Source organism: Prauserella cavernicola, assembly GCF_016595675.1.
Taxonomy (GTDB): domain Bacteria; phylum Actinomycetota; class Actinomycetes; order Mycobacteriales; family Pseudonocardiaceae; genus Prauserella_A; species Prauserella_A cavernicola.
Genome location: NZ_JAENJH010000002.1, coordinates 936718 through 962975 on the forward strand (window position 1 = coordinate 936718; position 26258 = coordinate 962975).

Annotated in this window: 24 protein-coding genes; 14 read left to right on the top strand and 10 right to left on the bottom strand. The window is 71.0% G+C overall.

The window, feature by feature from the left end:
* Positions 1 to 26 precede the first annotated feature (26 nt).
* Together JHE00_RS11200 and JHE00_RS11205 are read left to right on the top strand one after the other, a co-directional pair.
* On the top strand, positions 27 to 1244 hold the full coding sequence (locus JHE00_RS11200; RefSeq protein ID WP_200317619.1) for a cytochrome P450: 1218 nt from the start codon (positions 27 to 29) through the stop codon (positions 1242 to 1244).
* Between the two features lie 4 nt (positions 1245 to 1248).
* Positions 1249 to 2478 carry a phenylacetate--CoA ligase family protein gene (locus tag JHE00_RS11205; protein WP_200317621.1) on the top strand — a complete coding sequence of 410 codons (1230 nt, stop codon included), beginning with the start codon at positions 1249 to 1251 and terminating at the stop codon, positions 2476 to 2478.
* 73 nt (positions 2479 to 2551) lie between these two features.
* Here the strand turns inward: JHE00_RS11205 and JHE00_RS11210 are convergent, their stop codons facing one another.
* The gene (locus JHE00_RS11210) at positions 2552 to 3541 is read right to left on the bottom strand and encodes an LLM class flavin-dependent oxidoreductase (protein ID WP_200317624.1); all 990 of its coding nucleotides are present in this window, start codon (positions 3539 to 3541) and stop codon (positions 2552 to 2554) included.
* Entirely contained in the window at positions 3538 to 4602 is a 1065-nt protein-coding gene (locus JHE00_RS35850; RefSeq protein WP_200317626.1) for an NAD/NADP-dependent octopine/nopaline dehydrogenase family protein, read from the bottom strand. The genes JHE00_RS11210 and JHE00_RS35850 overlap by 4 nt, the downstream gene beginning before the upstream one ends.
* A gap of 543 nt (positions 4603 to 5145) precedes the next feature.
* Between JHE00_RS35850 and JHE00_RS11220 the strand changes: the two genes are divergently transcribed.
* Positions 5146 to 6642 (top strand): alpha/beta hydrolase, encoded by a 1497-nt coding sequence (locus JHE00_RS11220; RefSeq protein ID WP_230423200.1) that lies wholly within the window; start codon positions 5146 to 5148, stop codon positions 6640 to 6642.
* A gap of 189 nt (positions 6643 to 6831) precedes the next feature.
* Here JHE00_RS11220 and JHE00_RS11225 read toward each other — a convergent pair whose 3' ends face one another.
* The gene (locus JHE00_RS11225) at positions 6832 to 7362 is read right to left on the bottom strand and encodes a MarR family winged helix-turn-helix transcriptional regulator (RefSeq protein WP_200317628.1); all 531 of its coding nucleotides are present in this window, start codon (positions 7360 to 7362) and stop codon (positions 6832 to 6834) included.
* Positions 7363 to 7458: 96 nt separating this feature from the next.
* On the opposite strand from JHE00_RS11225, the gene JHE00_RS11230 reads away from it, so the two are divergent.
* Positions 7459 to 9438 (top strand): MMPL family transporter, encoded by a 1980-nt coding sequence (locus JHE00_RS11230; RefSeq protein ID WP_230423201.1) that lies wholly within the window; start codon positions 7459 to 7461, stop codon positions 9436 to 9438.
* Positions 9439 to 9472: 34 nt separating this feature from the next.
* Entirely contained in the window at positions 9473 to 9727 is a 255-nt protein-coding gene (locus JHE00_RS11235) for a metallothionein (RefSeq protein ID WP_200317632.1), read from the top strand.
* Here JHE00_RS11235 and JHE00_RS11240 read toward each other — a convergent pair whose 3' ends face one another.
* On the bottom strand, positions 9728 to 10651 hold the full coding sequence (locus tag JHE00_RS11240; protein ID WP_200317634.1) for a proline dehydrogenase family protein: 924 nt from the start codon (positions 10649 to 10651) through the stop codon (positions 9728 to 9730).
* A 9-nt stretch (positions 10652 to 10660) separates the two neighbouring features.
* Positions 10661 to 12286 (bottom strand): L-glutamate gamma-semialdehyde dehydrogenase, encoded by a 1626-nt coding sequence (pruA, locus tag JHE00_RS11245; protein WP_200317636.1) that lies wholly within the window; start codon positions 12284 to 12286, stop codon positions 10661 to 10663.
* 59 nt (positions 12287 to 12345) lie between these two features.
* On the opposite strand from pruA, the gene JHE00_RS11250 reads away from it, so the two are divergent.
* The 4 genes from JHE00_RS11250 to JHE00_RS11265 all read left to right on the top strand — a co-directional run bounded on the left by JHE00_RS11250 (position 12346) and on the right by JHE00_RS11265 (position 15674).
* Positions 12346 to 13953: a PucR family transcriptional regulator gene (locus tag JHE00_RS11250; protein ID WP_200317638.1), complete on the top strand. Its 1608-nt coding sequence runs from the start codon at positions 12346 to 12348 to the stop codon at positions 13951 to 13953.
* Between the two features lie 27 nt (positions 13954 to 13980).
* Positions 13981 to 14343: a BlaI/MecI/CopY family transcriptional regulator gene (locus JHE00_RS11255; protein WP_200317640.1), complete on the top strand. Its 363-nt coding sequence runs from the start codon at positions 13981 to 13983 to the stop codon at positions 14341 to 14343.
* Positions 14340 to 15227 carry a M56 family metallopeptidase gene (locus JHE00_RS11260; protein ID WP_200317642.1) on the top strand — a complete coding sequence of 296 codons (888 nt, stop codon included), beginning with the start codon at positions 14340 to 14342 and terminating at the stop codon, positions 15225 to 15227. Before JHE00_RS11255 ends, JHE00_RS11260 begins: the two co-directional genes overlap by 4 nt.
* Positions 15228 to 15326: 99 nt before the next feature.
* The gene (locus JHE00_RS11265; RefSeq protein WP_200317644.1) at positions 15327 to 15674 is read left to right on the top strand and encodes a hypothetical protein; all 348 of its coding nucleotides are present in this window, start codon (positions 15327 to 15329) and stop codon (positions 15672 to 15674) included.
* Here JHE00_RS11265 and JHE00_RS11270 read toward each other — a convergent pair.
* The 3 genes from JHE00_RS11270 to JHE00_RS11280 all read right to left on the bottom strand — a co-directional run bounded on the left by JHE00_RS11270 (position 15655) and on the right by JHE00_RS11280 (position 16930).
* Complete coding sequence (locus JHE00_RS11270) at positions 15655 to 16077, bottom strand: hypothetical protein (RefSeq protein ID WP_307831894.1); 423 nt, start codon at positions 16075 to 16077, stop codon at positions 15655 to 15657. The genes JHE00_RS11265 and JHE00_RS11270 overlap by 20 nt on opposite strands.
* Positions 16070 to 16435, bottom strand: coding sequence for a hypothetical protein (locus JHE00_RS11275; protein ID WP_200317648.1), 366 nt, complete (start codon positions 16433 to 16435; stop codon positions 16070 to 16072). Before JHE00_RS11275 ends, JHE00_RS11270 begins: the two co-directional genes overlap by 8 nt.
* A 72-nt stretch (positions 16436 to 16507) precedes the next feature.
* The gene (locus JHE00_RS11280; protein WP_200317650.1) at positions 16508 to 16930 is read right to left on the bottom strand and encodes an acyl-CoA thioesterase; all 423 of its coding nucleotides are present in this window, start codon (positions 16928 to 16930) and stop codon (positions 16508 to 16510) included.
* A 171-nt stretch (positions 16931 to 17101) separates the two neighbouring features.
* Between JHE00_RS11280 and JHE00_RS11285 the strand changes: the two genes are divergently transcribed.
* The 5 genes from JHE00_RS11285 (at position 17102) to JHE00_RS11305 (ending at position 24528) form a co-directional block, all read left to right on the top strand.
* Positions 17102 to 18055, top strand: coding sequence for an acyl-CoA desaturase (locus JHE00_RS11285; RefSeq protein ID WP_200317652.1), 954 nt, complete (start codon positions 17102 to 17104; stop codon positions 18053 to 18055).
* Positions 18056 to 18179: 124 nt separating this feature from the next.
* On the top strand, positions 18180 to 19448 hold the full coding sequence (locus JHE00_RS11290; RefSeq protein WP_307831895.1) for a GAF domain-containing protein: 1269 nt from the start codon (positions 18180 to 18182) through the stop codon (positions 19446 to 19448).
* A gap of 121 nt (positions 19449 to 19569) precedes the next feature.
* Positions 19570 to 20991, top strand: a complete 1422-nt coding sequence (locus JHE00_RS11295) for a GlnX family signal transduction membrane protein (RefSeq protein ID WP_200317654.1) — start codon at positions 19570 to 19572, stop codon at positions 20989 to 20991.
* Complete coding sequence (locus tag JHE00_RS11300; RefSeq protein WP_200317656.1) at positions 20991 to 21950, top strand: transporter substrate-binding domain-containing protein; 960 nt, start codon at positions 20991 to 20993, stop codon at positions 21948 to 21950. Before JHE00_RS11295 ends, JHE00_RS11300 begins: the two co-directional genes overlap by 1 nt.
* A gap of 22 nt (positions 21951 to 21972) precedes the next feature.
* Positions 21973 to 24528: a serine/threonine-protein kinase gene (locus JHE00_RS11305; RefSeq protein ID WP_200317658.1), complete on the top strand. Its 2556-nt coding sequence runs from the start codon at positions 21973 to 21975 to the stop codon at positions 24526 to 24528.
* Here the strand turns inward: JHE00_RS11305 and JHE00_RS11310 are convergent.
* Both JHE00_RS11310 and JHE00_RS11315 read right to left on the bottom strand, forming a co-directional pair.
* Positions 24521 to 25675 (bottom strand): metallophosphoesterase, encoded by a 1155-nt coding sequence (locus JHE00_RS11310; RefSeq protein WP_200317660.1) that lies wholly within the window; start codon positions 25673 to 25675, stop codon positions 24521 to 24523. The genes JHE00_RS11305 and JHE00_RS11310 overlap by 8 nt on opposite strands.
* Positions 25675 to 26253 (bottom strand): PaaI family thioesterase, encoded by a 579-nt coding sequence (locus JHE00_RS11315; RefSeq protein ID WP_200317662.1) that lies wholly within the window; start codon positions 26251 to 26253, stop codon positions 25675 to 25677. Before JHE00_RS11315 ends, JHE00_RS11310 begins: the two co-directional genes overlap by 1 nt.
* Between the last annotated feature and the right edge of the window lie 5 nt (positions 26254 to 26258).

Below are 26258 nucleotides of genomic sequence, written 5' to 3' on the forward strand. Positions count from 1 at the left end.
GGCACCCGGCATTAAAGGGTTGGACCATGAGCGACGACTGGTCCGTCACCTCCGTGATTCGCAAGCTGCTCAGTCCTGACGGACTCGCCGACCCCTACGCGATCTACTCCGAGATCAGGGCCGCGTCCGACGCCGGGCTGCCGACGGGACGGTTCCTGTTCCGCTACCCCGACGTGCGCGAGGCGCTGTTCGACAAGGAGCTGAGCTCCGACCGCGTGTCGGCCATCCTGCGCCCGTTGCCGGAGGAGGCCAGGCTCGCGGCCGCGCCGCTCGAGGAGACGATGCGCGACATCGTCGTGTTCTCCGACCAGCCCGACCACCGTCGCCTGCGCAGGCTGATGCTGCGCGCGTTCACTCCGCGCATGGTGCAGCAGGCCAAGCCGACGATCGAGAAGCTCACCCGGTCGCTGCTCGACTCGCTGCCCGCCGACGGCGACGCCTTCGACCTGCACCGCGGCCTCATGTACCCGATGCCTGCGCTGGTGGTGTCGGCCCTGCTCGGCATCCCCGAGGAGGAACACGAACAGTTCCAGGGCTGGGCACTGGACCTGGTGCTCGTCGTCGGCTCCGGCCGCATCAGCCCCGAGCTCGCGAGTCGCGCGTCCGACAGCGCGCTGCGGATGCGCGAGCTGCTGGGACGGCTCATCGAGCAGCGCCGCGCCGCGCCGGGCCCGGACCTGCTGAGCGCCATGATCGAGGCCGCCGACGAGGGCGAGCGACTCAGCGAGAACGAGCTCTACGCCAACGCGCTGTTCCTGATGACCGCGGGCCACGAGACCGCGACGAACATGCTGAGCAACGGCCTGCTCGCGCTGCTGCGGCACCCCGAGCAGCTGGCGCTGCTGCGCGAGGACCCGTCGCTGCTCGGCTCCGCCACCGAGGAGATGCTGCGCTACGAGGGTCCCGTGCAGATCGCGGCCAGGATCGCCGACCGCGACCGGCAGCTGTGTGGCCTGGACCTCAAGCAGGGCCAGGCCGTGATCCTGTTGCTCGGCGCCGCCAATCGCGACCCGGACGTCTTCGATGATCCGGACCGGTTCGACATCACGCGCTCGCCCAACCAGCACCTCGCGTTCTCGCACGGCATGCACTTCTGCCTCGGCGCCGCGCTGGCGAGGGCCGAGATGGAAGTGGTGCTGCCGCTGGTGTTCGATCGGTTCCCGCGGCTGCGGCTGGCGGAGGAGAAGGTGGAATGGCAGCCGACGCTGGACTTCCGTGGTCCGAACCGGTTGCTGGTGAGGTGAGTCGATGACTGGGGTAGATGTGCTCGACGTATCGGTGTCCGCGCTGGACGAGGCCATCGGCAGGGCTCGGGCTGGCTCGTCGTTCCTGCGCGCCAAGCTCGGTGACGCGCCCGTTCGCGACGCCGAGGACTTCGCGAGGTTGCCGTTCACCACCAAGCAGGAGCTGCGCGAGACGCCGTTCCTCGACTACGCGGCCGTGCCCGCGGAGCGGATCGTGCGCATCCACTCCTCGTCCGGTACCACGGGCAAGCGCACCATCTGCGCCTACTCGGCCAAGGACATCGAGGACTGGACCGAGATGTTCGCCCGCTGCTACCGGTTCGCGGGCGTGACCGAGGCCGACCGCGTGCAGCTGATGGTCGGCTACGGCATGTGGACCGCGGGCGTCGGCTTCCAGGCGGGCTCGGAGCGGCTGGGCGCCATGACCATTCCCAGCGGTCCAGGCAACACCGAACTGCAGCTGGAACTGATGCGCGAGGCCGGTACCACCGTGTTCGGCGCGACGTCGTCGTTCGCGCTGCTGATCGCCGAGCTGGTGGAGCGCGAGGCACTGCGCGACGAGTTGTCGTTGCGCGTCGGCATCATCGGCTCCGAGCGCTGGGGCGACGCCACGCGCAGGCGCATCGAGTCCGGGCTCGGCATCGAGACCTTCGACGTCTACGGCATGACCGAGCTGTGGGGCCCCGGCACGGGTGTCGAATGCTCCCTGCACGAGGGCATGCACGTGTGGTCCGACCATTACCACGTCGAGATCGTCGACCCGGAGACTCTGGAGCCGGTGCCGGACGGGACTCCCGGCGAGGTCGTGGTGACCACGCTGACGAAGGAGGCCACGCCGCTCGTGCGCTACCGCACGCGCGACCTGTCCTTCCGCTACGCGCAGCCGTGTCCGTGCGGCAGCCCGTACCCGCGCATCGGGCGCATCGAGGGCCGCTCCGACGACCAGGTGAAGGTGCGCGGCGTGATCTTCCTGCCCGCGCAGGTCGACACCGTGCTCGCCGATGTCGAGGGCGCGGGCTCGGAGTTCCAGGCCCACGTCGACCGCGACGAGGCGGGACGCGACTCGCTGGTGATCCGCGTCGAGGGCGGCGATCGCCCCGGCCTCGCGGCCGAGCTGGCGCAGCGCTTCCAGGCCCAGATCGGCGTCCGCGTCGACGTCGACCTGGTGCCGATGGGCGAGCTCCCCCGCAACGCGGGCAAGACGAAACGAGTCTTCGACCACCGCGACCACTAGCGGCCAACTGCGGTGAAGGGCACCTTTACCGCGTTCAACGCGGTAAAGGTGCCCTTCACCGCACGCGGGGTGCTCAGACCTGCTGCAGGGCCTCGCCAAGGAGTTCCAGGGCGACCTCCGGTTCGGGGCCGAGTTCGCCGCTGAACGACACCGCGTCGAACCCGGCCTCGCGCCAGCGCTTGAGCCCGGCCACGAGGTCGCTCAGGTCACCCGCCGCCATGAACAGGTCCAGCGTGCGGTCGCTGATCTCGGCGAGGCGCTCGGTCTGGCCGTCGCGCGTCGCCGCGCGGGCCGCGTCCACCTCGGCCTGCGGCACGTCGTGGAACTTCAGCAGCGGGCCCAGGTGCGGCAGGAACGTCGCCATGATGCGGCGCGCGCCCTGGCGGGCCAGCTCGCGATCGGGGTGCACGTAGGTCCAGTTCTCCGCCACGAAGTCCACGTCGGACGGCGCGCGGCCGGCCTCCTCGGCTCCTGCGTGGAGTTCCTTGCGCAGCATCGTTGCGTAGGCGGGGTCCCACTGCGCGGCCAGGCGCAGACCCTCGCAATGCGCGCCCGCGAGCCGTGCGCCCTTCGGACCGTGCGCGCCGAGGTACACCGGGACGCGGCGGCCCGTGCCGAAATGCAGCTTGGCCGACTTGCCCAGCTTGAAGACGTCGCCGTGGTACTCGGACCCGTCGCCCGTAATGACCGCGCGGATCACGTCCACGGCCTCGCGCACGCCCTTCAACGTGGACGGATTGGTCTGGCCCACCAGCTCGTACATCGAACCGCGGCCGATGCCCAGCACGGCGCGTCCACCGGAGAGCTCGTCGAGGTGCGCGACGTTCGCCGCGATCTGCACGGGGTGGCTCAGGTAGGGATGCGTGACGTTCGGCCCCACCTGGATGCGCGACGTGGCGCGCGCGATGTCGCACAGCACCGGCCACACCGGCCTGCGCAGCAGGACGTCGTGCACCGTGACGTCCTCGAAGCCGAGCTCCTCGGCCCTCGCGGCGACGGCCGGGTAGGTCTCGATCGGCAGATTTCCGTGCAGCTGCAGCAGATAGCGCATGGGTGTCGTCACGCCGCGAGCATAGTCATGCCCTCGCGGGCCTTCCGGCGGAGTTCGTCGGGGTCCTCGGTGCCGAGCGAGTGTGGAGTCCGGCCGGTGACGAGCAGGTCCTCGCCCAGCGCGGTGCCCACCAGCGTGAGGATCGCGGCGCCGACCGGGGCCTCCACGCCGGCGAGCCGGGCGAGCGCCACGTTGAACGCCAGGCCGCGTCGGATGTCCTCGTGGACGTAGCGGTGGTCGATGGTCACCGACTCGCGCCAGAGGTCCGAGGCCAGCAAGCGCGCCTTCGCGTCCGGCGGGTACATCGAGGTGTCGCGGCCCTGGTAGTAGTCCTCCAATGGCCAGTGCGGGTCGCCGAAACCGAGTGCCCTGCGCAGCGCGATCCGCTCGGTGTCCAGCGCGCGCGTGGTGGCGAGCACCGACGGCGAACTGCCCTCGGCGTGGATGTCGAACCGCTCGGCGAGCGACTCGATGGCGCCGAGGTTGTGCGCGATCAGCGGCGGGTGGATCACCGGCCCCCAGTTGCTCAGCGCGGCGTCGAGCCCGTCGCTCACGCGCACGGCCATCGGGTACGCGGCGGCGAAGCGGGCGTGCGCGTCGTCGGCGAGCGCGCCGGTTCCGGGGATGGAGCCGACGGGCAGGCGGCCGGAGATCACCGGGATGCTCACCTCGCCGGGCGCGGTGACCCTGGTGAGGTAGGGCAGCGTGCCGGTCTCGAGGAAGGCGACGTCGGGCCTGCGGAGCGCGCCGAGCCAGGTGCCGAACGTGCCCGGCGTGAACGCGACGGCCTGGCCGGGCGCGAGCACGGGCGTGAGCGCGTCGAGCAGCTCGGTCTGCACGGTGGCGGGTACGGGCGCGACGATCAGGTCGCTGCCCTCGACGGCGGCGCCGAGGTCGTGGGTGGTCAGCGCGGCGGTGACCTCACCGGAGTCGTCGTGGGTGCGGTACCGCAGGCGGCCACCGTCGGGGAACTTGGCTCCGCGCCGCCACCAGCGCACCTCGTGCCCGCCGAGGCACAGGTCCACCACCGCCGCGTGTGATCCGTTCCCGCCGCCCAGCACCGTGACGATCACCCGCGTACCTCCAAGCCGGTAGGGACTCCTGCGCCCGCAGTAGACAACCCCGCCGAGCCCGAATCAACCCCCGAAGTCCACTCACCAAACCCACCCCGCGCCCAAGCAACCCACGCCCAACCCCGCGAGTCCCCCGCCCGGGCGCGCGAGTCCCCCGCTCCGGCGCGCGAGTTCCCCGCCCGGGCCCGCGAGTTCCCCGCTCGGGCGCGCGAGTTCCCCGCTCCGGCGCGCGAGTTCCCCGCTCGGGCGCGCGAGTCCCCCGCTCGGGCGCGCGAGTCCCCCGCTCCGGCCCGCGAGTCCCGCTCCCGGCCGCGAGTCCCCCGGTCCGGCCCGCGAGTCCCGCACTACGGGCCGCGAACTCCCCACCCGAGTCCCGCTCCGGCAACCCCGGCAGCCCCGGTCACCCGACCGCAAGTCAGCAGCCCGAACCAGAGCCCTCCGGGCACACCTGACGACCGACCTCCCCCGCGATCTTGACCGTGTTCCCACAACACACGTTCCAGTGAGGCGGAAACCGCAGGCAAGACCGATCTGGGAGTGGACATGAAACGACAACGCAGCGCGGGCAGAGGCCTGGCGGTGCTGGCCGTACTCGGGCTGTTCGGCACGCTGGCCACGGCCCCCGCGACGGCCGACGAGGGCAGCGCACCCACGGCGCAGGTCGAGTGGGGCGAGTGCCCGGAGGACACCGTGGCCGCGGCCGCGCCGACCGTCCTGCAGTGCGCCACCGTGCCGGTGCCACTGGACTACGCCGACCCGGACGGCAACCGGATCGACATCATGATCTCCAAGCTGGCCAGCCAGAACCCGGACAAGCGGCGCGGCGTGCTGATGCTCAACCTGGGCGGCCCCGGGAGCCCGGGGCTGTCGCTCCCCGCGGACCTCGTCTCCCGTGGAATCCCCGCGAGCGTGCTGGACAGCTACGACCTCATCGGTATGGACACCCGCGGAGTCGGGCACTCGGCTCCGGTGAGCTGCCGCTTCACCGCCGATCAGGACTATGGCGCCAACATCCCGCCGTACGCGGTCGACGACGCGGCGGTGCTCGAACAGGCCAGGATCGCCGAGTCGGTGGCCGAGCAGTGCGCGCGCAACGACGACGACGGGCGCCTGCGCCACCTGACGACGGCGAACACGGCCCGTGACCTGGACCGGATCCGCGCCGCGCTCGGTGAGGAGAAGGCCAGCTTTTTCGGGCTGTCCTACGGTTCGGCGCTGGGTGCGGCGTACGCGTCGATGTTCCCCGACACCTCCGACCGGGTCGTGCTCGACAGCAACATCGGCGACACCGCCCTCGGCCAGGAAGGCATGCGCAGGTTCGCGCTGGGTATGGAGGAGACCTTCCCCGACTTCGCGAAGTGGGTCGCCGAGCGGCACGGCAGCTACGGCCTCGGCCGGACGCCCGCACAGGTGCGCGACACCTACTTCGAGCTCGCCGGGCGGCTGGACGAGCAGCCCGTCGCGGGGCTGGACGGCGGCATGTTCCGGTTCGGCACCCTGGTGAGCCTCTACGGCGAGTCGAGCTATGCCGCGATGGCGCAGCTCTGGCAGTCGCTGGACACCTACGACGTGGACGCCGTCAAGGCACAGCTCGACGCCGACGAGTTGGCGCCCGCCGACAACAACTGGTCGGTGTTTCTCGCGGTCACCTGCAACGACAGCGAGTGGTCCGAGGACGTCGACACCTACCGGCAGGCCGTAGCCGAGGACCGCGAGCAGTTCCCGCTGTTCGGCGCGGCCAGCGCGAACATCTCGCCCTGCGCGTTCTGGCCGCACGAGCCTGCGGAGCCTCGCGTGGAGATCACCGACGAGGGGCCGAGCAACGTGCTGCTCGTGCAGAACCAGCGCGACCCGGCGACCCCGCACGTGGGCGCGGAGATGCTGCGCGAGGAGTTCGGCGACCGGTCCCGGTTGCTGAGCGTCGACGGCAGCGGCCACGGCGTCTACGTCTTCGGCGACAACCCGTGCGCGTCGAACGTGACCACGCGCTACCTGGTCGACGGCGAGATGCCGGCGAGGGACAAGTTCTGCCGGGCGTGATCGGCTGACCGGGCCGGACGGGTACCGCCGGGTGGGATGGCTTCGGCTGCCCCACCCGGTGGCGCGTCCGGGTGAGTCGGGAGCGTGCGACTCGCGTGCCAGAGCGGGGGACTCGCGTGCCAGAGCGGGGGACTCGCGCGCCGGAGTGGGGGACTCGCGCGCTGGCCGCCGACGCTCTGCGTGGGGCCGCTACCCTGCTGAGTTCGGCTTTTTCGGTGGCAGCACGGATTTCTTGGTGCGCACCGTCGCCTCGATGCTCACCGTCAGGAAGCGCTCGATGATCCGCCGCTCCTCGGGCCCGAACTCGGTCCAGGTGCGCGCGAACTCCTCGCCGAGCGGCGTGAACAGCCCGCGGGCGAGCTCCAGCGCCTGATCCTCGACGTGCAGTTCGACGCGCCTGCGGTCGGCCGCGCTGCGGGTGCGGTGCACGTGGCCCGCCGACTCGAGCCGGTCGAGCAGCGACGTCGTGGCCGAGGCCGACAGGTGCAGCGCCTCGGCGAGTTCGCCGGGGCTCGGTGCGTGGCCCTGCGTCCTGGTGGCGTCCATGATCACGGCGAGCGCGTTGAGGTCCGTGCGGTGCATGCGATGGGACTGTCGCAGGATCTCGACGAACTCCCCGTTCTCCACGGTCAGCTGGCGCAGTAGCCGGATCAGCACGCCGTCGCCGGGCGCTTGCTCCGATGTCACGTTTGTCTCACTCCTCCAGTTTGCCGCCTCCATCTACCCAGCTTAGTATTTCGACCACCGAAACATTCGATGATCGAAACAACTGGGAGAAACGTGCGCAGGCTCCGTTGGGTCTTACCCGCTCTGATCATGATCGGCTGGCTGGCGCTCGGCGGGTTCGGCGGACCCTACGCGGGCAAGCTGAGCGAGGTCTCCGAGAACGACAACTCGTCGTTCCTGCCGGCCTCCGCCGAGTCCACGCAGGTCCAGGAGCTGCAGCAACAGTTCACCCAGGACGAGGCCGTACCCGCGATCGTCGTCGCCGAACGCGAGGGCGGGGTCACTCCCGACGACCGTGCGTTCCTGCAGCAGCGAGCCGAGGAGGCCACCTCGATCGAAGGCGTCGTCGAGCCGCTCTCGCCGGTGATCCCGTCGCAGGATGGCAACGCGTTGCAGCTCGTCGTGCCCATCGAGGGCGAGCCGAACGATGCCGTCGAGGCCCTGCGCGAGGTGCTCGACCGGGACCGGCCGGACGGGCTCGACGTGTACGCCGCCGGGCCTGCTGGCCAGATCGCCGACCTCTCCGAGGCCTTCGGCGGCATCGACGGCTTGTTGCTGCTGGTCGCGGGCGCCGTGGTCGCGCTGATTCTCGTCATCGTCTACCGCAGTCCGTTGCTGCCGCTGCTCGTGCTGCTCTCCGGCGTCTTCGCGCTCGGCCTCGCGAGCCTGTCCGTGTACCTGCTCGCCGACGCGGACGTGCTCGCGCTCAACGGCCAGAGCCAGGGCATCCTGTTCATCCTCGTCTTCGGGGCCGCGACGGACTACGCGTTGTTGCTGGTCTCGCGGTTCCGGGAGGAACTGCGAGACACCGAGGACCGCTACGTCGCGATCCGCAAGGCGCTGCGCGGCACCATCGAACCGATCGCCGCCTCGGCCGGGACAGTGATCCTCGGCGTGCTCTGCCTGCTGTTCAGCGACCTCAACTCCAACCGGGGGCTCGGTCCGGTCGCCGCCATCGGCATCGGTGCCTCGCTGCTGGCCTCGGTGACGTTCCTGCCCGCCGTGCTCGCACTCTTCGGCCGCGCCGCGTTCTGGCCGTTCCGCCCGAAGCACGGCTCGCCGCATCCCGAGTCGACTGGTGTGTGGGGCCGCATCGCGGGTGCCGTCGACCGCAAGCCGAGGGCGATCTGGGTGGTCACCGCGCTGGTGCTGCTGGTCGGCGCGGCGTTCCTGCCGCAGCTCAAGGCCGACGGCACGTCGCAGACCGACGTGTTCCTCACCGAGGTCGACTCCGTGGCAGGCCAGGAGGTGCTCACGCGCCACTTCCCCGGCGGCGTCGGCTCGCCCGCCATCGTGATCGCCAACGAGGGGGCCGCCGACGCGGTGCTGGAGGCGACGCGCATCGACGGGGTGTCCAGCGCCGAACCCGCGGGCACGGCAGGCGGACTGGTGCTGATCGAGGCCGTGCTCGACGCGCCCGGTGACTCGGAGGAGGCCGTCGGCGCGGTGCGGGAGCTGCGCGAGTCCGTGCACGCGGTGCCCGACGCCGACGCGATGGTCGGCGGGCGCACGGCGGTCACGCTCGACACGCAGGAAACGTCCAAACGCGACCGTGCGGTGATCATTCCGATCGTGCTCGTGGTGGTGCTGGCCGTGCTCATGCTGCTGCTGCGCTCGCTGCTCGCACCGTTGCTGCTCGTGGCCACCGTGGTGCTGTCGTTCGCGGCCACGATGGGTGTGTCCGCGTTGGTTTTCAACCACGTCCTGGGCTTCCCAGGGGCCGATCCCGTGGTGCCGTTGTTCGGTTTCGTCTTCCTGGTGGCACTCGGGATCGACTACAACATCTTCCTGATGACGAGAGTCCGGGAGGAGGCGCGGACCCGGGGCACCCGAGAGGGCACGCGCTACGGGCTCACCGTCACCGGTGGGGTGATCACGTCGGCGGGTGTGGTGCTGGCGGCGACGTTCGCGGCGCTCGCGGTGCTGCCGATCCTGTTCCTGGCGCAGCTGGCGTTCATCGTGGCGTTCGGTGTCCTGCTCGACACGCTCATCGTCCGCTCGCTGCTGGTGCCCGCGCTGACCGTGGACATCGGCAAGTTGGTGTGGTGGCCCTCGCGTCTTTCACGCTGAGTTTCGCCGGTGAGCCATGCGGGAACGCTCATACATGGCTACTTGCGAAGTGTGTGGCAACGACTACGACATGGCCTTCGAGATTCACACCAAGGGCGGTGACAGGCACACTTTCGACTCGTTCGAGTGCGCCATCCACAAGCTCGCCCCGGTGTGTGAGCACTGCGGTTGCAAGGTGTCGGGGCACGGCGTCGACGTCGGTGGGCAGTTCTACTGCTGCGCCCACTGCGCCAGGGAGTCGAGCGAGTTGGGCGCTCAGGCTCGCGACGCCGTGCCCGCCGGGCGCTAGCTAGCGCCCCACCAGGGCCCTGGCGAAGAAGGCCAGGTTCGCGGGCCGCTCGCCGAGCCGCCGCACGAAGTACGGGTACCACTCGCCGCCGTAGGGCACGTAGACGCGCATGCGCAGGCCCCGTGCGGCGAGCCGCTGCTGCTCGTCGGCGCGGATGCCGAACAGCATCTGGTGCTCGTACTCCGCGGCGGCGCGGCCGGAGCGGGCCGCCAGGTCCTGTGCGATCTCGATCAGCCGGGGGTCGTGGGTGGCGACCATCGGGTAGCCCTGCCCGGCCATCAGGATTTTCAGGCAGCGCACGTAGGAGGCGTCGACCTCGGCCTTGTCGCGGTAGGCGACCGAGGCGGGCTCGTCGTAGGCCCCCTTGCACAGCCGCACGCGGGAGCCGGGGCCGGAGAGGTCGGCGCAGTCGCCCTCGGTGCGGTGCAGGTAGGCCTGTAGCACCGCGCCCACCCACGGGAAGTCCACCCGCAGCTCCCGCACGATCGACAGGGTTGCGTCGACCGTGGTGTGGTCCTCCATGTCCACGGTCACCGTGGTGCCCGCGCTCGCCGCGGCCTCGCAGATCGCGCGGGCGTTCTCCAGCGCGATCTTGTCGCCGTCGCCGGGCAGCGACCTGCCCAGCGCCGACAACTTCAGCGACACCTCCGCCCGCGCCGCGAGCCCGCCGTCGGCCAGCGCGCCGAGCACCTTCCGGTACGCCTCGACCGTCGCGTCGGCGCTGGCCCGGTCCGTGGTGTCCTCGCCGAGGTGGTCGAGGGTCACCAGCCGGTCGCGGGTCAGCTCCCGCGTGGTGTCCAGTGCCTTGCCGAGCTGCTCGCCCGCGACGAAGCGGTCGACGATCGGCCTGGCGAGGGGCAGGTTCTCCACGAGCGAGCGGGCTCGAGGCGAACGGGACGCGGCGATGATGGCCGAGCGGAGCATGACGACCTCCTAGAGCTGGTGCGGGTACGACGAGCGCACCGGCGGAACGAACGTCTCCTTGATCGTGCGCGGGCTTACCCAGCGCAGCAGGTTGTAGATCGAACCCGCCTTGTCGTTGGTGCCGGAGCCGCGTGCGCCACCGAAGGGCTGCTGGCCGACGACCGCGCCGGTCGGCTTGTCGTTGACGTAGAAGTTGCCGGCCGCGAAGCGCAGCACCTCCTTGGCGCGCTCCACGGCCGTCCGGTCGCGGGCGATGATCGAGCCGGTGAGCCCGTAGGCCGCGCCGCGGTCCACCTGCTGCAGTACGCGCTCGAAGTCGCCGTCCTCGTAGACGTGCACGGCGAGCACGGGGCCGAAGTACTCGGTGCGGAACACCTCGTGCTCGGGGTCGGTGCCCTCCAGCACGGTCGGGCGCACGAAGTAGCCGGTGGAGTCGTCGGCGGTGCCGCCCGCGACGACCTCCAGCGACGGCGCGGACTTCGCCTGCTCCAGCACGCCTGCGAGCCGGTCGTAGGCCCTGCGGTCGATGACCGCGCCCATGAAGTTGGAGAAGTCGGTGACGTCGCCGACGCTCAGTGCCTCCACCTCGGCCACCAGGTCGTCGCGCATCCGCGTCCACAGCGAGCGCGGCACGAACGCGCGGGAGGCCGCCGAGCACTTCTGGCCCTGGAACTCGAACGCGCCGCGCACGAGTGCCGTGCGCAGCACGTCGACGTCGGCGCTGGGGTGGGCCACCACGAAGTCCTTGCCACCGGTCTCGCCGACGAGCCTCGGATAGGTGCGGTAGCCGCCGATGTTGGCGCCGACCGACGACCACAGGTGCTGGAACGTCCGCGTCGAGCCGGTGAAGTGGATGCCAGCCAGCGCCGGGTCGGCGAGCGCCACGTCGGAGACGTCGAGGCCGTCGCCGGGCAGCAGGTTGATCACGCCGGGCGGCAGGCCGGCCTCTTCGAGCAGGCGCATCGTCAGGTGCGCGGCGAGGCCCTGCGTCGGCGAGGGCTTCCACAGCACGGTGTTGCCCATCAGCGCGGGAGCCGTGGGCAGGTTGCCCGCGATCGCGGTGAAGTTGAACGGCGTGATCGCGTAGACGAAGCCCTCGAGCGGGCGGTAGTCGAGCCGGTTCCAGACGCCGGGCGAGCTCTGCGGCTGGCCCTCCAGCAGCTCGCGGCCGAACTGCACGTTGAACCGCCAGAAGTCGGCGAGCTCGCACGCGGAGTCGATCTCGGCCTGCGCCACGGTCTTGGACTGGCCGAGCATCGTGGCGGCGTTGATGGTGTCGCGCCACGGGCCGGACAGCAGGTCGGCGGCGCGCAGCAGCACGGCGGCCCGCTCGTCGTAGGGCAGGCGGCGCCACGACTCACCGGCGCGCAGCGCGGCGTCGATCGCGGCCTTGGCGTCGGTGTGGGTCGCGTTGGCGGTGGTGCCCAGCACGTGGGCGTGGTCGTGGGGCTGGACGACGTCGATGCGCGCGCCCTCCGGCATCCGCTGCTCGCCGTCGATGGTGGCGGTGAGCTCGAAGCGGGTGCTCTCGAGCCGGGCGAGCTCACGGGTGATGCTCTCCCGCTCCGGCGAGCCGGGGGCGTAGTCCCGCACGGGTTCGTTGCGCGGCGCTGGCGTGCTCGTGATGGCGTCCATGAGGGAAGTGTGGGTCCGGGACGGCGGCTACGGGATGTTCGAGCGGCTAACGTTGAACCATGACGGTTGGCCGATCGAACAACGGGATCGGGTTGCGCAGCCTGCTGGTGGCGATCGGGCTGCCGCTGGTGGAGCTGCGCACGGACCACACCGACCCGGTGGTGCGCGGGGTGGCGATCCTGGATCCCGACGACGAGCCCGGCAGCTACCAGGGCGAGCTCGTACTGATCATCGGTGTGCGCGGGCGGGAGGCGGCGCGGTCCGTGCGGGCGGCCGCCCGCCGGGGCGCCTCGGCCGTCGCGGTCAAGGAGGCGCCCGACGAGCTGGCGGGCGTGGCGGCCGAGGCCGGGGTCGCGCTGCTCGGCGTCGCCGCGGCGGTGCGCTGGGACCAGCTGGAGACCGTGGTGCGCCAGGTGCTCGACAGCGCGACGCTCGCGGAGGGCTTCACCGACGAGCCGGGTGACCTGTTCTCGCTGGCGCAAACGCTTGCCACGCTCACCGGGGGCAGCGTGAGCATCGAGGACGCGGGCAATCGCGTGCTCGCCTACTCGCGCTCGGACAGCGACGCCGCCGAGGTGGACGAGCTGCGCAGGCTCTCGATCCTCGGCTGGCAGGGCCCCGAGAGCTATCTGGCGCTACTGCGCGAGTGGGGCGTCTTCGAACGCCTGCGCGCGGGCGAGGAGGTGGTGCGCATCGAGCAGCATCCCGAGCTGGGTATCCGGCGCAGGCTCGCCGTCGGCATCAGGGCGGGCACCCACCACCTCGGCACCGTGTGGGTGCAGCAGGGCAGGGAGCCCTTCACCGACCGGGCGGAGAGCGCGCTGCTCGGCGGGGCGAGGCTCGCGGCGGTGCACCTGCTGCGCCAGCGCAGCGACCAGGGCCGCTCGCGCGAGGAGCTGGTGACCGGGCTGCTCACCGGGCACACCAGCCCCGACCTGGTCGCGGGGCAGCTCGGGCTCGACCCCGCCGCGCCCGCGGTGGTCGTGGCCTTCACCGCGCGCGAGTCGACGCCCGACGAGCCGGTGCGCGAACTGCGCCTCGCCGAGATGCTCACGATGGTCTCGGTGCACATGGCCTCGTTCCGCAGGGCCGCGCTGGTGGGCACCGACGGTTCGCGCGTCTACGCGGTGCTGCCCGAGGCTCGCCAGCTCACGGGCCTCGCCCCCGAGCTCGCCGACGTCGCCGAGGTGCTCACCAGGCGCACCGGCGTGCGGGTGCAGGCCGGGATCGGGTCGGCGGTCGCGTCGCTGCGCGAGGTCGGGGCGTCGCGGGCGGAGGCCGACCGGGTGCTCGACGCGATGGGCACGGCCCGCTCGGTCGCGAGCATCGCCGACCTGCGGGCCGAGGTGCTGCTCTCTCAGACCCTGTCGCTGCTGGAGGCCAACCCCGATCTGCGCGACCCCGCCGTCGGCGCGCTGAGCGCCCACGACGCCGAGCACGGCTCCGAGCTGGTGCCCACGCTGCTCGCCTGGCTCGACGCGATGGGTGACGTGCGTGCGGTCGCCTCCGCGCTGCACGTCCACCCCAACACGGTTCGCCACCGGGTGCGCAGAGCGAGCGAGGTCAGCGGCGTCGATCTAGCCGATCCGCGCGAGCGTCTCTCCTGCCATCTCCAGCTGTTGCTGGCGGTCACAACGGGGGTCACGTCCTCGGGGGTTCGTGGTTGAATTTCGGCAGGCGGACTTGCAGAAGGGGTGGACGTGGCGAGGCTCGGAGAACTGGAGCGCGCGGTGATGGAGGTGCTCTGGGCGCGACCGGAGCCGGCCAGCGTCCGTGCGGTGCACGCGGCGCTCGCCGATCGAGGTCTCGCCTACACGACCGTGATGACGGTGCTGACGCGGCTGGCCGCCAAGAACGTGGTGCGTCGCGAGCGCGAGGGCAGGGCATGGCTCTACGCTCCCGCCGCCACGCGTGAGGAGTACGTGGCCGAGCTGATGCTGGAGGCGCTCGAGCTGACCGGCGACCGTGGCTCGGCTCTGGTCCGGTTCGCGCAGTCGGTGACCAGCGACGAGGCGGACGCTCTGCGGCAGGCGCTGGAACGGGGCGAGAAGACGTGATCCTCGTGGGGCACCAGCTCGCGGCAGCGACGGTGGCGGTGCTCGTGGCGGTCTGGCTGCTGCGCAGCCGCTGGACGCACACGCACCCGAGAGCGGCACTGATCCTCTGGCAGATCAGCATGCTCACGCTGGTCGTCTCGGCGATCGGTGCCCTGCTCGGCTTCGGGCTCGCGCCCTACCGGCGCGGCCTGCTGCCCGCCCTGCTCGATCTGCCGCCGGTGTTCCACGAACTCGACATCTGGCACGCGGCCGCGGTGCTGGCCGGACTCGCACTCGCGGGCTGGCTGGTCGTGAACCAGCTGCTGTGCCTGCGCAGCACCGCCCGCGCACGGGCGCGGCACCGGCTGCTGCTCCAGCTCGTCGCGCGGCACGACACTGACGCGCTCGTGGTGGACCACCCCGTCGCGGTCGCGTACTGCCTGCCGGGACGCACCCCGAGGATCGTGGTGAGCCAGGGCGCTCGCCGCCTGCTCACCGACGCGGAGCTGGACGCCGTGCTCGCCCACGAGCGCGCGCACGCGAGCGAGCGGCACCACCTCGTGGTGGCGCCGTTCCAGGCGTTGCGCAGGCTGCTGCCGAGCAGCGGGTTGCTCACGCGCGTGTGCGCGACGATCGAGCTGCTGGTGGAGATGTGCGCCGACGACAAGGCCGTCCGCCAGCACGGCAGGGAGACGCTGGCGAGCGCTCTCGAACGCTTCCACGCCAACGGAACGGGCGGTACGCCTGCGGGTGCGCTCGCGGTGGCCGACACCCCGGTGCAGGCGCGGATCCGCCGCCTGCGCGACCCCGACCGCTTCGCCTTCCCCCTGGCGTGGCCCGTTGCGTGCCTGCTGGTCCTGACGGCCCTGAGCACCTCGGCGGCACTCTTCGCGGTCCCGCTCTAGCGGCCAGCCAATTGCGGTGAAGGGCACCTTTACTGCATTGAACGCAGTAAAGGTGCCCTTCACCGCAGTAGCTACTACAAGGTGTAGTAAAGTTCCGACATGGAAATCGTCTACGACGCGTTGGTCGTGCTGCACCTGCTCGGTATGGCCGGAATCGTCAGTGGCGTGGTCGCGCGCAGCGTCGCACCGGCCGGACCAGCTCCCGCGATCACGATGTACAGCGCGGGAACCCAGGTCCTCACCGGAGTCGCTCTCGTCGGCATCGCCTCTGCGGGCCTGGTCGCCGCGGAACCCGACAACACCAAGGTCGCCGTCAAGCTCGCCATCGCGGTGGTCGTGCTCGTGCTGGCCCACATCCTGTGGCGCCGCCCCGAGTCCGGCAAGGGCGTCTTCTACGGCCTGGCGGGCTTCACGCTCGCCAACGTCGTCATCGCGGTGTTCTGGTAGGCGCCGTGCGTCGCAGCCAGAGCAGCCCGATGACGGGCAGCACCAGCGGAATGAACAGGTAGCCCATCCCGAAGTTCGACCACACGGCGGCGTCAGGGAACGCCGCCTGGTCGAACACACTCAGCAGTCCCACCACGAGCACGCCCGCCAGCTCCACCGAGCAGGCGGCGAGCGCGACGCGCCACCACGTCCTGCCGGTGCGCGCGAGCGCGAACGTCGCGAGCAGGTACACCAGCGCGGCGAACGCGGAGAGTAGGTAGGGCACCGGGGCCTCGTCGAACCGCGTGGCGATCTGCACCGCCGCGCGGGAGGTCGCGGCCACGGCGAAGATCGCGTACACCGCCACCAGGATGCGGCCGGGTCCACTCGCCGTGGCCGGCCGTTCCGCCGCTGGTTCAGGCACTCGCGCCACCCCAGACCTCCGACAGTCGCAGGATCAGCACCGGCACGGTCACGCAGGTGATGCCGAGGATCACCGTGCTGGAGCGGGTGCGCTCGGCCAGCGCCCACGCCGCGCCGAGCGGCAGGATCAGTAGCGAGCCGACCAGGTAGGCGATGAAGGTGACCATGCTGCCCGGCCGGTCGCCGCCGATCAGCAGCACCACCGCGATCACCACCTGCACCAGCAGCAGGGCCTCCAGCGCGACGAGCCCGATCAGCAGCGGTTTGCCGGGCTCGCGGTTGCGCGCCGCCGACACGAACGCCCATGCCGCGACGGCCAGCGAGCACAGCGCCACCGCGACCGAATACCCAGTGATCACCGGTCCTCCAGCACCCCTAGTACTACTAGCCGTAGCGTACGGGGCCCGTGGGTGACCGTCGCGGGCGGTCCGTTAGTCCTTTATGGACTCGATCTGAAGGCGCTCCAGCGCGGCCCTCAGGTCTTCGGTGATCGGTTCGGGGCGGCGCGAGTGCCTGTCCACGAACACGTGCACGAAGTGTCCCTCGGCCAGTAGTTCGGAGCGGTCCTCGCGGTGGATGCCGAGTTCGTACCGCACGCTCGACGTGCCCAGCCTGCCCACTCGCAGACCGATCGCGAGCTTCTCGGGAAATTCAGCGGCGGCCCGGTAATTGCAGTGTGATTCGACACAAAGGCCGATCATCGGACCCTGGTGAATATCCAGTCCACCCTCTGAGATCAACCAACGGTTGACCGTCGTGTCCATGAACTCGTAGTAGACGACGTTGTTGACATGCCCGTACACGTCGTTGTCCCGCCATCTGGTCGCGATCAGTTCCCAATGCGCAAAGGTCACCACGGCAATCTAGTCGGCGGCTGGATTCTGTGGCTTCTCACAGCAGAATCGGGTAGCGTCCGAAGCCAGACATCGCGAGCGTACGGGTCAGTGTGAATTCGGCGTTTGCTCTAATTCGGCAATTTTTCTTGCCCGTCCGAGATCCTTTCGATCCGACCACGCGAGGTGTTGATGAGCACGTCACCGAGCCCTGCCGCCACGCCGAAGGAGCGCAGGCCGAAACCGATCGTCTCCGGACGCAAGTCGATGCCGGAGCACATCACCGTCAAGGTCTTCGTGCTGGCCCCGATCGTCGCTCTGGCGATCGCCGTTCCCTTCGCGTGGGGCTGGGGACTGACCTGGGTCGACGTCGGTCTCGCCGCGCTCTTCTTCGTGGTCAGCGGACTCGGCGTCACCGTCGGCTACCACCGCTACTTCACGCACGGCTCGTTCAAGGCGGGCAGGCCGCTGCGGGTCGCGCTGGCCGTCGCGGGCAGCCTCTCCGCGCAGGGCCAGGTGATCCAGTGGGTCGCCGACCACCGCAGGCACCACGCGTTCTCCGACCGGGCAGGCGACCCGCATTCGCCGTGGCTGTTCGGCACCGGGCCGAAGGCACTGGCCAAGGGCTTCTGGCACGCGCACATGGGCTGGCTCTTCGAGCGCGACATCACCAACGCGGAGCGGTTCGCCCCCGACCTGCTCGCCGACCGCGACATCCGGCGCGTCGACGCGCTGTTCCCGCTGTGGGTGGGCCTGAGCCTGCTGCTGCCCGGCGTGCTCGGCGGGCTCATCACGTGGTCGTTCTGGGGCGGCGTCACGGCGTTCTTCTGGGCCGGTTTCGTGCGCATCGGCGTGCTGCACCACGTGACGTGGTCGGTGAACTCGATCTGCCACATGATCGGCGACCGCCCGTTCACCAGCAGGGACAAGGCGGCCAACTTCTGGCCGCTGGCGATCTTCTCCTTCGGCGAGGCGTGGCACAACCTGCACCACGCCGACCCGACGTGCGCCCGGCACGGCGTGTTGCGCGGCCAGATCGACATCTCGGCGCGGCTGATCTGGATGTTCGAGAAGCTCGGCTGGGCCCGCGACGTGCGCTGGCCGACCACGGCACGCCTCGACCGGCTGGCCACGGCCAAGTCCTGAGCCTCGCGGGCGGTGACTCCGCCCACACGGAGCCGCTGTCCGAAGTGGAGCGGTCAGAAACCCTCGGCAGCCGGTCGGCCGCTGAGGGTTCCTTCCGAACGGCAGGCTTGCGACACTCGTGGGCGTGCGCCAGGAGCACCTCGAGGCAGCGGTGCCCGTCGGGACGGACCCCCGGCGGTACGCGCGCGTGCTCGCTCGGATGCACGAGGCCGCGCTGTCCGGCACCAGTCCGCCCGCGCAGCCACGGGCCGTCATCGGCGCGTCGTGGCAGCGCATGCGCAGGCTCGGCCTTGATCCCGACCACGGCCGCGACGGCAGCCCGCTGTCCGCGGCCGAGCTGGAGGCCAGGCGCAGGGCCAGCCGGCTGGCCGAGGCGCTGCCGATCCTGCGCGGCGGGCTCATGAGCGTCGCCGAGGAGGCGGCGCACATCATGGTGGTGGTCGACGCCGACGCGTGCGTGCTGTGGCGCGACGGCAGCAACCCCGTGCGTCATCGCGCCGACCGGCTCGGCTTCACCGAGGGCGTCTCGTGGGACGAGCGGCACGTGGGCACCAACGCCATCGGCACCGCTCTGATCGCGCGCAGGCCCATGCAGGTGTACTCCGCGGAGCACTACGTGCGCAGCCACCACGCGTGGACGTGCGCGGCGGCCCCGCTGCACGATCCCCGCGACGGCAGCCTGCTCGGGGTCGTCGACCTCTCCGGGCCGGCCGCGACGGTGCACGCCACCACCCTCGCGCTGGTCGACACCGTCGCGAGGCTCGCCGAGTCGCAGCTGCGCAACGCCCACCTCGCCGAACTGGAGCGCCTGCGGGCCGCCGCGTTGCCGGTGCTGGCCAAGGTGGGTGAGCGCGCGCTGGTCACCGACGAGCACGGCTGGGTAGCCGCCGTGTCGGGCGTCGAACCTCTCGACCGCGTCGCGTTGCCGCGCGGCTGCGCGCCCGGCGAGGTGTGGTTGCCCGCATTGGGCGGCTGCCGGGTGGAACCCGTTCCAGGTGGCTGGCTGGTGCGCCTGTCCGGCGACTCGGTTCAGGAACCGACCAGGGCCGTACTGGACGTGCGCTCGCCGAGGAACTGCACGCTCACCGTCACCGCGCACAGCGGCACGTGGTCGTATCCGCTCAGCCCCCGCCACGCGGAGATGCTGTTCGTGCTGGCCACCCACCGCGACGGCCGGTCGGCGGCAGGGCTCGCGCTGGACCTGTTCGGCGACGCCGAACGCACCGTGACGGTCAGGGCCGAGATGTCGCGTCTGCGCAGGCGACTCGGCGCGATCCTCGCGCCGAGGCCCTACCGTTTCGCCGACGACATCGAGGTGGTGCTCGAACGACCGGAGGCGCCGGAGCTCGTGCTGCCGCACTCCACGGCGCCCGCGTTGAGGGCACCGCGCTAGCCGGTACCGCCCGCCTGGTTACGGCAGCGGCACGATCTTGGTCCGTTCGTGGACACCGTGCTTGCCGTTACCCGCATTCGGCTACGGTCATGCGGGTGCTGGAACTGGGTGGAGGAACGCGATGACGAGCACCGTGACCCCTCGTGGTCCGGGTGTGCCCGCAGTGCCCCCTGGGCAGCCCGTGCCCCCGGTTCCGCCGGAGGAGCCGCGTGGCCCGCGCTCGGGACTCGCCTGGCTGCTCGAACTGCCGGGCAACGCGATCCGCAACATCACCAAGTCGGCGGCGACGACGCCCGGCCGGTTCTCGCTCATCGCCACCGGCCTCATCGTGCTCTCTCTGCTCGTCGGCCTGCTCGGCACCGTGTCCGTGCAGAACCGCGCGAACACGATCGACGACCTGATCGACCACCGCGAACCCCTCGCCGCCGCGGCGCAGGAGGTCTTCCGTTCGCTGTCCGACGCCGACGCGACGGCGGCGAGCGCGTTTCTCTCCACCGGTTCGGAACCGCCGGAACTGCGCGAGCGCTACGAGCTCGACATCGCCAAGGCCGGGGTGGCGCTCGCCAGGGCGGCCTCGGACTCGGGCGGCAGCGAGGCGGCGCGCCAGGTCGAGATCCTCAGCCAGCAGATGCCGGTCTACACGGGGCTCGTGGAGACCGCGAGGTCCAACAACCGCCAGGGTTTCCCCGCGGGCGCCGCCTATCTGCGCGAGGCCTCCGAGCTCATGCGGGCCAAGATCCTGCCGGCCGCGCAGGAGCTCTACGAGATCGACACCGAGCGGCTCGTCGAGGAGCAGGACGACGCCGCCGGCGTACCGTGGCTGATCGCGCTGCTCGTGCTCGGCCTGCTCGGCGCGCTCATCGCCGCGCAGATCCACCTCAAGCGCAAGACCAACCGCGTCTTCAACGTCGGTCTCGTCGTGGCCACGGTCGCGGTGGGCATCGCGGTCCTGTGGACGGCGGTGGCCATCACGGTGCAGAGCGTGCTCGTCGGCAGCGGTAGCGGCGACGGCACCGAGCAGTCGGATCTGTTGGTGCGAGCCAGGATCGCCGCGCTGCAGGCCCGCGCGGACGAGACGCTGACACTCGTCGCCCGCGGCGGTGGCGAGGCATACCAGGAGGAGTTCGACGAGCTCTTCGGCCAGCTGGCGGGACCGGACGGCAACTCGGGACTGCTCGCCGAGGCCGCGAGCAGCACCGAGGGCCTCGACTCGGCAGGCCACGTCGACTCCGCGATCACGCACGCCACCGCGTGGCGGGAGGCGCACGAGCAGGTGCGGGAGCTCGACGGCACCGGCGACTACGACGCCGCGGTGGCGCTGGCGATCGACGCCTCCGACGAACAGAGCGCGGCCGCCGCGTTCAACCGGCTCGACCAGGAGCTGGCCGCGGCGATCGAGTCGGGCAGGCAGGTCTTCGTCGACGACACGACCAACGGCTCACGCGCGCTGACATTGCTGGCGCCCGGGTTCGCGGTGCTCGCCGTGATCGCCGCACTGGGCACTACGCTGGGATTCCGGGACAGGTTGCGGGAGTACCGCTGATGAAACACAGGACACGCCTCGGCGTCGCGTTGTCGACGTTCGCACTGCTGGTGGCCGGCTGCGGCTCGCCGGGAAAGCCGGTCGACCCCGCCCCCGTTGGCTCCGTCGAACGCCCACAGCCCGCGAACGCCGCGCTGGAGAACGACGTCCAGGGCGGCGGCACCGCCGACCAGAGCTGCAACCCCACCGCGAGCCTCTCGCCGAACGGCTCGATCCCGTCGGGGTCCACGATGGACGAGATCCGCGAACGCGGTCACCTGAGCGTCGGCGTCGACCAGAACACGTTCCTCTTCGGGTTCCGCAACCCGACCTCGGGCGCGCTCGAGGGCTTCGACATCGACATCGCAAGGGAGGTCGCGCGCGAGATCTTCGGTGACCCGAACGCCGTGCAGTTCCGCGCGATCACCTCGGCGCAGCGCATCCCGGCACTGCAGAACGGCGACGTCGACATCGTCGTGCGCACGTTCTCGATCACCTGCGAGCGGCTGGAGGACATCAGCTTCTCCACGGTGTACTACGTGGCGGGCCAGAAGGTCCTCGTCGGCGTCAACTCCGACGTCGAGGGCATCGGGGACCTTGGCGGCAAACGGGTGTGCGCCGCCAAGGAGTCGACGTCGCTGAAGAACATCGCTGCCGCGGACCCCGCGCCGGTCCCGATCTCGGTCGACGACTGGTCGGACTGCCTGGTGATGTTGCAGCAGGGCCAGGTCGACGCCGTGTCCACCGACGACACGATCCTCGCGGGCATGGCCGAACAGGACCCGACGGTCAAGATCGTGGGCGAGCGGTTCACCGACGAGCTCTACGGCATCGGCGTGCCCAAGGAGAACGAGGACATGGTGCGCTTCGTCAACGCCGTGCTCGACCGCGTGCGTGGCGGTGCGTGGCAGCAGAGCTACAACCGGTGGCTGCTCGAGCGCCTCGGTCCCGCGAGCCCGCCGTCCCCCGACTACCAGTGACGTCTTTTCGGAGGTAGCAGCAGTGTCGGATGAGCAACGCCGTCCTCGGCACGCCGCGCCGGACGAGCCGGAGAGCAGCGGCTGGCAGCAGCCACCGGAGGTCCTCACCGGCTCGCAGCCGGCCCCGGCCGACCCGCCGGCCCGTCCCGCGGCGCGGCCCGGGCCGCCGCCCGGGCCGCCGGTCGCGCCCAACACCCAGGTCATGACGCCGCACTGGCAGGCAGCTCCTGAGCCGCAGCCCACCAGCGTCCTCGCCACGCCGGCGCCGCTCACGGAGAGCATCCGCCCGCCAGCCCCGCCGTCAGAGCCCTCCGGCCCCGGAGTGCTGCCCGACCCTGGCACCGAGAGTGTGCTGCCGCGCAGCACCTCCGGCGGCATCGTGCCGGGAACGGGCTCGGGCACGGGGCCAGGCACCGGACCTGGCACGGGATCCGGCACCGGCTCGGGCGCGTTCCCCGGCACGTCGCGGCGCACGGGCTCGCGGACCGCCCGGCGCGGCAGGCTCGGCGCCGGTCTCGTCGAGGTACCGCAGGTGCCCTACCGCGACCCGGCGTCGGCGGTGCTGTCCGACCCGAAGGTCTCGGAGGAGAAGCGCTTCTGCGGCAACTGCTCGGCCAAGGTCGGCAGGGGCAAGGACGGCAGGCCCGGTGAGCCCACGGGCCGTTGCGAGAAGTGCGGCACGTGGTTCTCGTTCGTGCCGAAGCTGCGGCCGCACGAGCTCGTCGGCGGTCAGTACGAGGTGCTCGGCGCACTCGCCTACGGTGGGCTCGGCTGGATCTATCTGGCACAGGACCACAACGTCAACGAGCGCTGGGTCGTCCTCAAAGGACTGATTGACACCGGCGACGCCACCGCGATGGCCGCCGCTGTGAACGAGACCCGGTTCCTCGCCGAGGTCGAGCACCCCAACATCGTCCGCATCTACAACTTCGTGCAGCATCCCGATCCCGACACGGGCACCTCCGTCGGCTACATCGTGATGGAGTACGTCGGCGGTCAGTCGCTGCGCCAGCTCGCACTCGCGCACCACCGGGAGACCGGGCGCGCCGAGCCGCTGCCCATCGGCCAGGTGATCGCCTACGGGCTGGAGATCCTGCCCGCGCTGGGTTATCTGCACGGGCAGGGGCTGCTGTACTGCGACCTCAAGCCCGACAACGTGATCCAGACGCACGAGCAGCTCAAGCTCATCGACCTCGGTGCGGTGCGCCGCAACGACGACTACACGAGCCCGCTGTTCTTCACCACCGGCTACAGCGCACCCGAACTGCCGACGCGCGGTGCGTCGGTGGCCTCTGACCTGTTCACCGTCGGGCGGACGCTCGCGGTGCTGAGCTTCGAGTTCACCGGCTACACCACCAAGTACAAGACGACGTTGCCGAGCCAGGACGACGTCCCGCTGTTCAAGCTCTTCGGCTCGTACCACCGGTTCCTGCGCCGCGCGACGCATGCCGACCCCGACCGCCGGTTCATCTCGGCCGAGGACATGGCCGACCAGCTCACCGGTGTGCTGCGCGAGATCATGTCGCTGGGCACCGGAAAACAGCGGCCCGCACCGTCCAATGTCTACGGTCCGGAGACCAACACGTTCGGTGTGGACATGGTGGTGCCGGAGCCGGGCCAGAACGTGCCGCTGCCCGACCCGGCCGAGGTCGTGGCGGGCCTGCCCATCCCACAGGTGCACACGGACGATCCCGGCGCGGGTGTCCTCGCGACCACGGCGTCGGCCGACCCGAGAACCGCCATCGAGGCGCTGTCCAACGCTCCGCGCGAGTCGATCGAGGTGCGGCTGCGCATTGTGCGCGCCCGGATCGAGCTCGGCGAGCTGGCCGAGGCCAACCGGCAGCTGCAGGCCGCGCAGTACCTGGCGATCAAGGCCGGCTACCCGCACGACTGGCGTATCGACTGGTACCGAGGGCTCATCGAGCTCGCGGGCGGACGCCCGAGGGTCGGGCACGTCGCCTTCGACGCGGTGTACGACGAGCTGCCCGGCGAGATCGCGCCGAAGCTCGCGATGGCGTTCAGCGCCGAGAGCGTCGGCGACTACTTCAACGCCTCGCGGCTCTACGAGCTCGTGTGGCGCTCCGACCGTTCCTACGTCAGCGCGGCGTTCGGCCTGGCGCGGGTGTATCTCGCGCAGGGGGCCAGGGCGAGCGCGATCGAGGTGCTGGAGTCGGTTCCGGTGTCGTCGACGCACCACGTCGCCGCGCAGGTGGCCGCCATCAAGATCAAGACCAGGATCACCGGCGGCGCGGCGCAGCACACGAGGGAGCGCGACATCGTCGAGGCGGGCGCGCGGCTCGAGCGGCTGACGCTCGACGCCGAGAGCCGCACCAGACTCTCGGCCGAGGTGCTGGAGTCCGCGTTCCAGTGGGTGGTCTCCGACGGGGCCAACCCCAACGGCGGGCAGGGCAGGCAGCTGCCGGGTGCGAAGGTGCTCGGCTGCGACCTCTCCGAACGGGAGCTGCGGTTCGGGCTGGAGCGGTGCTACCGGGCGCTCGCGCGCCTCGCGGGTTCCGCGGAGCGGCGGATCGCGCTGGTGGACAAGGCCAACGAGATCCGCCCGCGCACGCTCACGTAGTCCGGAGCTCGACGATCGTGATGTCGGGCGGGGCCCCCACCCGCACGGGCGGGCCCCAGAACCCGGCGCCCCTGGTGACGTACATGCGCGTGTCGCCGAACTCGTAGGAACCGGCGACCGCGCCCTGCTGGAGGTTCACGATCAGCTCGAACGGCGAGAGCTGCCCGCCGTGCGTGTGTCCCGCGAGCACCAGGTCCACGTTCGCGTCGACCGCGCTCGGCAGGTCCCGGGGCTGGTGGGCGAGCAGCACCACCGCGTTGCCGGGGTCGCGGCCCCGCACCGCCGCGGCGACGTCGCCCTCGTCCTGCCACTGGTAGGCGGTGTGGTCGTTGACCCCGGCCAGGTGGAACGTGCCGCCGTTGTGTGTGATGTCCACGTGCTCGTTGCGCAGCGGCCGTACGCCCAGCGACGGCAGGTGGTCGATCCACTGCTGGTAGCCCGAGTAGTACTCGTGGTTGCCCGTCACGAAGAACGTGCCGTGCGTGCTGCGCAGGTCCGCCAGCGGCGCGGCGGCCTCGGCGAGGTGGGCCACCTCGCCGTCCACCAGGTCGCCCGCGATGGCCACGAGGTCCGGGCGTTCGGCGTTGATCAGCTCCACGATCCGCTCGGTGTGCGAGCGGCCGATGATCGGTCCGAGGTGGACGTCACTGATCAGCGCGATGCGGCATCCCTCGGCCCGTGGGTCCAGCCTGCGCAGGGCCATCGGCACCCGCGTGACCGTCGGCGAGCCCATGGCCACCGAGACGCCGTAACCGACGAACCCGGTGGCCACCACTCCCGCGACCGCGGCGCTGCCGCGCGCGAGCACGGTCCGCCTGCTCACCCCGGAGGGCTCGTCGTCCGCGGGTTCCTTCGCGGCCCACCGGCGCAGGAACAGCCGTGGGAGCTCCAGCACCAGCAGCGTGATGGCCAGGTAGAAGAACGCCGCGAGCCACAGGTAGCCCGGCCACGCGAACCACTGCGCGATGGCCGGATCCACGCCGGTGCCCAGCGCGAGTGCCGCGACCGTCAGCAGCATCAGCACCACGAGCGCGGCGGTGCCGGTCCGGCGTGCCGTGCTCCCGCGCGCCGTGGTGTCGGCCACCAGGCGCTTCCACATGTAGAGGTGTGCGAGAACGAGGAAGCTGACGACCAGCAGGATGAACATCAGGGGTTGATGTCCCAGTCCTTGGGTCTCTCCTTGTCGGACACCCCGAACTTGTGCAGTGCGTCCTTGTCGCCGTGCGTGGTGAAGTGCTCGAAGCCGACCGTCACGAACAACGCCCTCGCGCGCACCGCGACGGGGCCGTCGGCGGCGTCCAGCCTGCCGTCGGCGCTCACGTAGATCTTGCGGCCCGACACCCCGTCCAGCTCGGCCGCGATGTGCAGCGTCGAGCCGACGGGGACCGGGCGCACGAAGTCGGTCTCCAGCTTCGCCGTCACCGATGGCTTGCGCAGCAGGTTGCCGACCGCCGAGCCGAGCGCCTCGTCGAAGGCGCACGCCAGCAGCCCGCCGTGGGCGAGCCCCGGCGCACCCTGGTGGGCCTCGGTGACGGTGAACTGCGAGACCACCACGGGACCCTCGGCGACGGACGACTGGATGTGCAGGCCGGCTTCGACCTCATCGCCACAACCGAAGCAGTGGGAGTAGTGCACGCCCAGCTTGCTGCCCGGCGCCGGGGCGTCCTCGTGGGGGACCGCCGGTTCCGTGTCGGTCGGCGGCCAGCTCTGTCCAGGTTTGGTCACCTGGA